This window comes from Yersinia alsatica (genome assembly GCF_902170305.1).
GTDB lineage: Bacteria > Pseudomonadota > Gammaproteobacteria > Enterobacterales > Enterobacteriaceae > Yersinia > Yersinia alsatica.
The window spans coordinates 1-8983 of the sequence record NZ_CABHWW010000020.1 but is presented as its reverse complement, the minus strand read 5'-3'; the positions used below and the strand labels follow the sequence as shown (position 1 = coordinate 8983).

Genomic DNA, 8983 nt, shown 5'->3' with positions numbered 1-8983 from the left:
CTGCGCGGGTTGTCCGAGTCCGGGCACCCTATTTAGAGAAACCAGCCTAACAGCTGGTTTTTTGCTTTCTGACGTTTGGACTCTTCATCGAACATGCGTGGTCAAGGGTGGCGAATCTGGAACGCTGCATTCGCTCCCCATGTCGCTACCATCAAGTTGCCATCCGATGCCAATGCCAAACTCAAGGTTCTGCTGCCAGTTGAGCCACGGCTCAACTGATGAAATTCTCGATTCTGATCTATAGTTTAGTCTTCTACACCGACATAAATCTGTACTTCATTCGGGCCTGTGTACAGCTCATAGTCTGATAGATAGCTGCGGGTAATTTCGCTATGCTGTTCAAAATATTTCCACACTCCATCCCAAGCTTCCATAATGGCTTCAGGCATTTCCCCTCTGGCTTCAAAAACCAGATATAAGCCGGGATGTAGAACCACACAACTAAAGTCGGCATTAGGTCCACTTACCAGCACTCCCGCAGTAGCATCATAATAATCATTCACGTCAGAGGCATAGTTTGAATAAACGCCAACCAGTGGCGTATCAGCCAAACGTCCCGGAATATTATTAGCCAAATTCCTTGTAAAGAAAGTGTTCCATAACTCACCAATTTTTGCCGTTTTTGGTTCGAATTCTTCACTGTTTTGTGTTCTGACACTGATTCCCGACACCAGTTTACGTGAGCAGAGTATTTTTTTAGGTTTCATATTCTTGATCCATTTTTATCATGACTTGAGTTCTTAACAGAAAATACGCGGACGGCGAATTATCTGACCGCCCGCGTGATAATCCATTCAAGCACTACTGAATGAATTATTCCATGTCATCCAGGTACAAGCTTTACTTTTGAAGATTAATAGGGGTTCCTGCCAGGCACTCTTCTATTTTTTCTTCAATAAACTCTTTATTTCGACTCACAAACCAGTGATCCCCATGTACCAGGAACTGCTGGAATGTCGAAGTGGTTTGCTCTTGCCAAGCGGTCATTTCTTCGACTAACGTCACCTCATCCTCAATTGCAGAGAAGACGCTAATCGGACAAGCCAGAGGCTCTCCATCCTTATATTCATAGCTTTCCAACAGCGGCATATCCCGACGCAGACCTGGTAGGATCTGCTTGACGAATTCTAGGTCGTCAATGTAAGTCAGCAAACTGAGGATTTTTTGCTCGGAGTTTGAGGCAATACCACTTTCTCGTAAAGAGTCACGGTTTTTCCAGGTACAGGTTAACTGCGGTGCCATAGTTGCAGAACAGAAGAAATGCACTGGCAACTGTTTGTTGTGAGCTCTCAGTGAACGATAAAACTCAAACATTACTATCCCACCGAAACTGTGGCCGTAGAAGGCGATATCACCATCCCAGCCCTGCTGCCGCTCATCAACCATCAGACGATCGAAAGCGTCTTCCAGTCCAGTGAGCAACGGCGTCAGATGGGTATGATTTGGTTCTTCCAACCGGTTTTCACGGCCAGGGGATTGAATCGCATATACCTCACAATCCGTTGGCGCGTTATACAGGAAGTGAGCAAACATCGAAGCCCCTGCCCCCATTGGGTGCATCATAAACAACTTGGTTTTCTTCGGTTTTCCCCCGCGATCGCGTTTCAAACGGACGAACCATTCATGGATCACCTCAATATCCTTCTCGGAGGTGATACCAGAAATATCACCGGATGACTGCTGCATTGAGTCGCCTTTTACCAGCTCGTGTCGCAGCTGTTGCGCCAGTTCCAGCAGGCTAGGCCCTTTCACCATCCGCATCAGCGGGTAGTTAATTTCCAGCTTCTGCTGGATCCAGTGACGTAACTGGTTGAGCATCAGTGAATCCAACCCCATGGCTGACAGTGATTTATCCGGCGTCACCTTATCTACAGTGGTACCTAGAATTCGTGCCAGTGCTTCAGTGAGAAGTTGCTTCAGCTCCTGCACTGCCTCACCTTCCGGCATTTCCTGAATTCTTTCTCGTAAACCGGCATGACCATCGCTTTGACCTTTTATTTGCAGCGTCTCATTAGACAATAGATGTGCGAAACGCAGGTCATCGCGCAGGTGATCGAAATGGTCGCGGAAGCGAACCCAGTCAATATTGGCTGCCATACGAACCACATTGCCATCCAGCAGGATTTGCTCAATTTTCGTCGTGATCTGCTTCACACTCATCGGTACCCACCCCTGTTTCTCCAGCAGGTTCAACAGGGAATCGGCATCTTTCGTCAAGCCTGCAAAGTGGCCCAACACCCCAATATCGATGGCCTGGGCGGTGAGCCCCTGCATTTGACGATAATGTGTCAATTTATCGACAAAGTTATTCGCTGCGGAATAACAGGTCTGACCACCAAATCCAAACACACCAGCAATGGAAGACAACGACAGGAAGAACTCCAGTTCATCATGCTGCAACGCCTGGTGTAGATTCCAACCACCCAAGGCTTTCGCCGAGAAGGCTGGCATCAGTTCGTCACGCTTTAGATTACCGATCAGCCCGTTTTGCATTACCGCCGCACCGTGAATAACGCCCCCCAAAGGCGCAAACTGCCTGACGTGTTCGACCATATCGCTGACGGCTTGGGCGGAGGAGAGATCCACCTCCGGTAATACCACCTCAACACCTTGTTCACGCAGTTGTTCGATAGCCAGCCGATCTTCTTTGGTTTTCGGACCGCTGCGGCTAGCCAATGCCAGCTTCCGTGCTCCGTGATCTGCCAGCCATTTCGCCAGCACAATCCCCAACCCGCTGGCACCACCGGTGATCAAATAGATTTTCTCCGGAGCCAGTTGTAATTGCAGAGCAGGTAGCGCATCAACTCTGACACCTTCCATTGTCACAACGGTATTTTCCAGTGCGCTGTTTTCCTCCAACGCTGCAGAAAGTTCGGCGATCGGAATGGCAGAATAGATCGGCAACGCCGTCTCGTTGATCAAATGAGTGGTCTCAGCAAAGATTTCTGCGGCTTCATTCGGGCGCTGACTGACAAATGCCTGGATATCCACAGCAAAATAGCTCAGGTTCGATTTTTGGCAACTGATAGTCAGCGCCTCATTTTCCCCTTCGTGTTGGTAATTTAACTGGACAAAACGACCTGTAGATTGCAGGCATCTCAGACTTTGTATCGCACCTTTGCCACTCAGATTGTTCAGCACAATATCGACGCCTAGCTCCTGCGTATCAGCCATAATTTGCTGATAGAAGCCTAGCGTACTGCTGTCATAAATATGCTGGATACCGATGGTGCGTAATTGAGCTCGCCCAACCTCTGTGCTGGCGCTGGCATAGATCTCGGCTTTTGCCCGCTTGGCAAGATGAATACAAGCCAAACCTGTTGGCGTATCGGCTGAATGGATCAGTACCCGCTCACCAGTTTTAACCCGTGCCAAAGTCATTAAGGCGTACCATGCGGTTAAGCTGGCCAGCGGAACTAATGCCGCCTGTTCAAATGATAAAGCGACAGGTTTACGCGTCACGTAATGCTCGGCAACCACGGTAACGCCAGCTACGCCATTTGACGTCAGTGCCATCACCTCATCACCTACCTTAAAGCGACTGACGGCCGAGCCTACTCGGGTAATAACTCCGCTGCATTCCTGACTCAGCGAATGTACTATCGACTCACGATGGCTTAAGGCCGCCGCCTTGATAGCGATTTCAACATCATGATCCTGTAAAGCTGGAGGAGTAAAACGCCGTATTGTAAGTGAACTGATAACGCCAGGAACACTTAACATTGCCTGATAATGCCCGCCGCTGCCTGGCAGCGATTGAGTTGCCTTAGCCTGAGCCTGTTCGGCTTCGACATGCTCCAACCTGCGGCCAAACAGTTTTTCCCCACGAATAGCCAACTCGGTTTCATGGCCGCCGTTATCCGCAGCAGTGATCATCTTGGCAAGAATGCGTAACTCACCTTCGGTAGCTTCTCCCAAATCCACCACTTTACAGACAGCGAGCGGATATTCGTTGTTCAGGGTACGGCTCACACCAAAGATCGGCGCCTGTACAAGATTGACCGGTGGGTCTTGCGGAGTAACCCATTCGGAACCACGGTTGATGGTCCAGAGCGTTGGCTGTAACTCGTGCTCAATGATGGCATGATTGATATTGACACTTTTCCAAACTAGCGACTCAATTCGGATAGCTAGATCTTCTTCACCCGACTGGCTCTGCGGCAATAGGTTAACGATGCGTTTCAATGAAGGGTAGCGAGCTTTAATTTCACCAAACGCATTAAGCACCGCCAGCCGTTCATGCAAATCCACTGGCCAGTCGAACGTCGGATTTTCACCTAGCGTAATAACTTTGGCTCCGCACCGTTTCAGCTCATCGGCGAACGCACGATAATGATCCTGACCATCGGCAATCAGCAGAACTTCAGCACCGACCAATGCCGGAGTACTAACCGATTCAACTGGCTGCCAGCGGTATTCATAACAACCACCGTAGGCCATATCTTCTTCATTACGCCGAGAGCCAGCTATATATTTTAATTTAAGCCCAATAATTTGTGCGACAATACTACCCGCCTCATCAAACAGCACCACGTCACATTGCAAATATTTTTCATCAGCTTGATGAATGTTCAGGTAGCTCCATACAACCTCGCCCTGTGCTTTCTGGAAGAAATAATAGCGGTCAATACCCACTGGTAAATAAACGCCCATTTCTTCATCCCCTTCTAAACGTCGAGCGGCAAAAATGGTATGAACTACAGTATCCATCATTGCAGGATGCACATAGTAACGATCGAGGCCGAACTTAAGCATTTCAGGAATGACAATTTTTGCCAATAATTGGCTAGGAGCCGTCCAAATATTTTGGACAGTTTTAAAGGCTGGACCGTAGTTCAACCCACCGCGTTTCGCATTGTTATACATTGGCTGCACAGGCAGGCGATCGGTGATATCCCGCTGTAGATCCGCCAGTGAAATCGCCGGTGCATCAGGCTTTTTATCCAGATAATTCATCACTCCGGTGGAGTGTTTGACCCATTCAGCATTAGCTTTATTATCTTGGCTTACTAGCCAATAGCGTCCATTCGTAGCATCCATTTCCAGACTGATTGATAAAGATTCACCCTCCTCCGGTAGGAACAATCCCCTCTCAAACCGGATATCTCTCAGATAGCCAAAGGAATCACCAAATGCTTTATGGCCCGCGGCAAGAGCCAGTTCCAACATGCCAGCACCAGGGAAAAGAACTAAATCGTCCATCCGATGCTCGGTGAGATACGGGTCAGCTTGAGTATCCAGGAATACCTTAAAGGCATGCCAGTTTGGATTGAGGCTAGAGGTATGGTGGCGGATAATATTAGGGTGGATATAGGACTGAAGCCGATGTTCCCTATGCGCTCGACTCTCATTCCAGAAGCTTTTTTCCTGCCAGACATAGTTTGGTAGATCGAAGATCCGCCCCGCACCTGGACAAATTTTATACCAGTTCATCGGATAACCGGCAACCTGCAAGGCACCCAACGTTTGTTTCAGGCGTAGCGCTTCATCTTCTTTTCGGCGAATAGACGGGAAAATTTTCGCATTAGAATTCAGTTTGGTGAACAACTCCTGCGCACCGCCGCTCAGAGCAGGGTGTGGCCCAATTTCGATGAAAGTATCGAAACCATCTTCGATCATACGTTGGAGTGCCGGTGAGAAATAAACGGGATCGCGGACGTTTTGGTACCAGTAATCGCTCACCAAATGGAATCCATCCTCCTGCTTGCCGCTAACGGTAGAATAAAGAGAAATCTGTGCTGATGTAGGCTCCAAAGCGTTCAGCGAGGCAATTAACTCTTCTTTAAGCGGTGCCATATGATGGGAGTGGAAAGGTACATCTACCTTCAGGAATCGATGGAAAATATCCTGTTGCCCCAGCTTCTCTGCAATCGCCTCAAGAGGTTCTTTATCGCCAGAAAGCGTGATACTTTCCGGACCGTTAATCGCCGCAATAGAAACTTGCTCCGAAACCTCTGCGATTAATTTTTCTGCCGTCGGCAAATCAACGCCCACGGCCAGCATGACACCTTTACCCGATGCAGCATGTTGCCCACGGCTGCGGTGGAAGATAACCTTCACGGCCTGTTCGAGGGTCAGCGCCCCGGCGGTATAGGCTGCTGCCACTTCGCCAATGGAGTGACCGATAACCCCTTCAGGCTCAACCCCGTTGTGCTTCCATAGTTCGACCAAGGCAATTTGCACCGCAATGATCGCCGGTTGGGCAATACGCGTATCGCTGATGTTCGATTCAGCTTCAGATCGGCTCATTTCTTCTAACAGCGACCAGCCAGCAATATCGACAAAAAGTTTATCGATAGTGGTAATGACATGACGGAATACCGGCTCGGTGTCGATCAATTGACGCCCCATGGCATACCATTGAGGCCCCTGGCCGGTAAAGACAAAGGCCAGGCGTGGTTTGTTGTCCTGAGGTTGTCCGTAAACTACGCCGGACAGTAATTCACCGTTCAGATAAGCGGTAATCTTATCGCTCAAATCCTCTATGCTACGAGTAGCAATGGCAATCCGATGGCGTAAGCTGGAACGGTGTTGACCGGCGTTGAAACAAATATCGTTCAAACTGGCATAAGTGCCGGACAAATAATCCAGGTAGACCTGTAACTGCGCTTTCAGCGCTTCTTCCGTTTGAGCGCTACAGGTAAACAGGTTGACCTCCGGCTGAATATCTTCCGCCTGCCCCAGCCCCAGAATAATCCCGGTATCAGGTACGTACTCTTCCATAACCACGTGGGCATTAGTACCGCCAGCGCCAAAGGAGTTCACACCACCTACGCGCGGGTGGCCGTTTGTTGGTGCAGGCCAACATTGGTTGCAATCCACCACTTTAAGGCGCCAGTTTTCAAAATCGATTTTAGGATTAGGCTTGCTAAAATGCAGGTTTGCCGGGATCTGCTTATGATACAGACTCAGCGCCAGCTTGATAAAACCGGCGACACCTGCGGCCCCCTCAAGGTGCCCAATATTACTTTTTATTGAGCCGATAAGTAACGGTTGTTCCGTTGGGCGTTGGCTAAACATATTAGCAAAGGCTTGGGCTTCCAACGGGTCACCAACGGAGGTACCGGTGCCATGAGCCTCGATATATTGCACCCGTTGCGCAGCTATTCCAGCCTGTTGATAGGCGGTCTGCAACATCGAGGTTTGGGCATCTGGATTAGGTACTGTAAAGCCTGCAGGAGTGAAACCGTCAGAGTTACAGGCAGTCCCACGAACCAAAGCGTAGATTTTGTTGTTGTCAGCTAAGGCTTGGGATAAGGGTTTCAGATAAACCAGACCGACACCTTCGCCACGAACATAGCCGTTACCACTTTCATCAAAGCTTTTACAGGTTCCGTCTGAGCTGAGGAAGTTGCCTTTTGACAGCATCAAGGTCAGTGCTGGATTGATATGAAGGTTAACCCCGCCAGCAATGGCCTGATCGGCTTCCTGATGCCAAATACTCTGGCAAGCCAGATGGATGGCAACCAGAGAGGCCGAGCAGGCAGTATCTAACGATATGCTTGGGCCTTTCAGGTCATAGAAATAGGAGATACGGTTTGCAAGAGAAGTCAACGACGCCCCCATCGCCGACTGTGGACTAATGCGGTAACGGTTATCCGGATCGGCAAGAATATCCCGATAATCGTTGCCGAATAAACCAACATAAACCGCAGTTTTTGAACCACGGAATGTATCCAACCGATCGCCAGAATCCTCTAGTGCCTCAAAAGTCGTCTGTAATAACAAACGTTGCTGCGGATCGATATTCTCCGCTTCCTTAGGAAAAATATTAAAAAACTCATTATCAAATTTATCAATCCCGTTGATAAATCCACCGCGAGCAGTTTTTGTTTTGCCAGTTTTATTGGTATCTGGATCGTAAAATTTATCTTTATTCCAACGTTCGGGAGGAACTTCAGTAATACCATCTACGCCGGTTAATAACATCTCCCATAACTCTCTGTGATTTTTAGTGTTACCCGGCATTCGGCATCCGATTCCGACAATAGCAATAGGTTCTCTCTTCGCAACCATGGTTTAACCTCCCATGAGCAATGTATAGTGTTGATATAATACGGTGATGGTATTATTCAAAGGTTAGTTAGCAAGTAATAGTTAGATTTACAGTTAATTAAAAGCACTGAAATTTAATTATAGATAGTAAAAATAAATCAGCATTATTATTTTCCTTATATTTATACCTTAACTTATTGCATCTTTTTTTAAAAAATATAATTTCACCTATAAATTCAAATAATAAACGTAGTTATGTGAGGTGTTTAATGCTTCTGTTAAAAATATAATTTTGCTATTTATAATAATAGTGATAATTATTAATTTTATATAATAAATGAAACGATTTGATTATATATTATTATTTTATGATGGAAATTAAAATATATAAAAGGTTGAAGTGGTTTACTGAATTTGGCCACCTGAATAGAGGTGATATCATCGCCTCATAGTCGAAACAGGTGACACAATGAACAGAAGTAATAGACGTAATTTTAGCCCTGAGTTCAAACTTGAAGCCAGCTAATTTACTGCATCACTCGGACAGTAATAATGTCGGTTTTCCTCGCGCCTCCCAGACCATGGACAGCGCTTTCGCGGTCAGTGCAGAATCCGGGAAAAATGACATTGCCCAGCCAACCGGTGTACGAGAAAACCGCTCAAGCACAACGGCCAAATAAGCCCAGCGTTTACCCGCCCAGATATCTACACCACGAATGCCATCGAGTCGCTGAACAGCGTGATCCGGCAGGCGATAAAGAAAAGCAAAGTGTTCCCGACTGACAACTCAGTACGAAAAGTCATTTATCTGGCGATCAAATATGTCTCAAAAAATTACGCAGGGATTGAAAATCCCCGTGTCCTTGGTTCGATTATTCGCTCTGCAAGCAGCGCTCACCCCTGTGGGGCCGTCGCCAGCGACGTTCAATCCCGCTGCGCGGGTTGTCCGAGTCCGGGCACCCTATTTAGAGAAACCAGCCTAACAGCT

Annotated in this window: 2 protein-coding genes and 2 pseudogenes; 1 reads left to right on the top strand and 3 read right to left on the bottom strand. The window is 47.8% G+C overall.

All coding sequences use genetic code 11. The annotated features are described in order from the left end of the window. Positions 1 to 245: 245 nt before the first annotated feature. The 3 genes and pseudogenes from FTA96_RS11660 to FTA96_RS11650 all read right to left on the bottom strand — a co-directional run. Positions 246 to 707, bottom strand: coding sequence for a GyrI-like domain-containing protein (locus tag FTA96_RS11660; RefSeq protein ID WP_050111237.1), 462 nt, complete (start codon positions 705 to 707; stop codon positions 246 to 248). Between the two features lie 133 nt (positions 708 to 840). After that, positions 841 to 8016 (bottom strand): type I polyketide synthase, encoded by a 7176-nt coding sequence (locus tag FTA96_RS11655; RefSeq protein ID WP_145573870.1) that lies wholly within the window; start codon positions 8014 to 8016, stop codon positions 841 to 843. 535 nt (positions 8017 to 8551) lie between these two features. Then, a pseudogene (locus tag FTA96_RS11650) lies at positions 8552 to 8698 on the bottom strand (IS3 family transposase); the annotation flags it as partial. Between FTA96_RS11650 and FTA96_RS11645 the strand changes: the two are divergent. Then, positions 8690 to 8833 (top strand): annotated as a pseudogene (locus FTA96_RS11645) (transposase); the annotation flags it as partial. The pseudogenes FTA96_RS11650 and FTA96_RS11645 sit on opposite strands and share 9 nt — an antisense overlap. Positions 8834 to 8983: the final 150 nt, after the last annotated feature.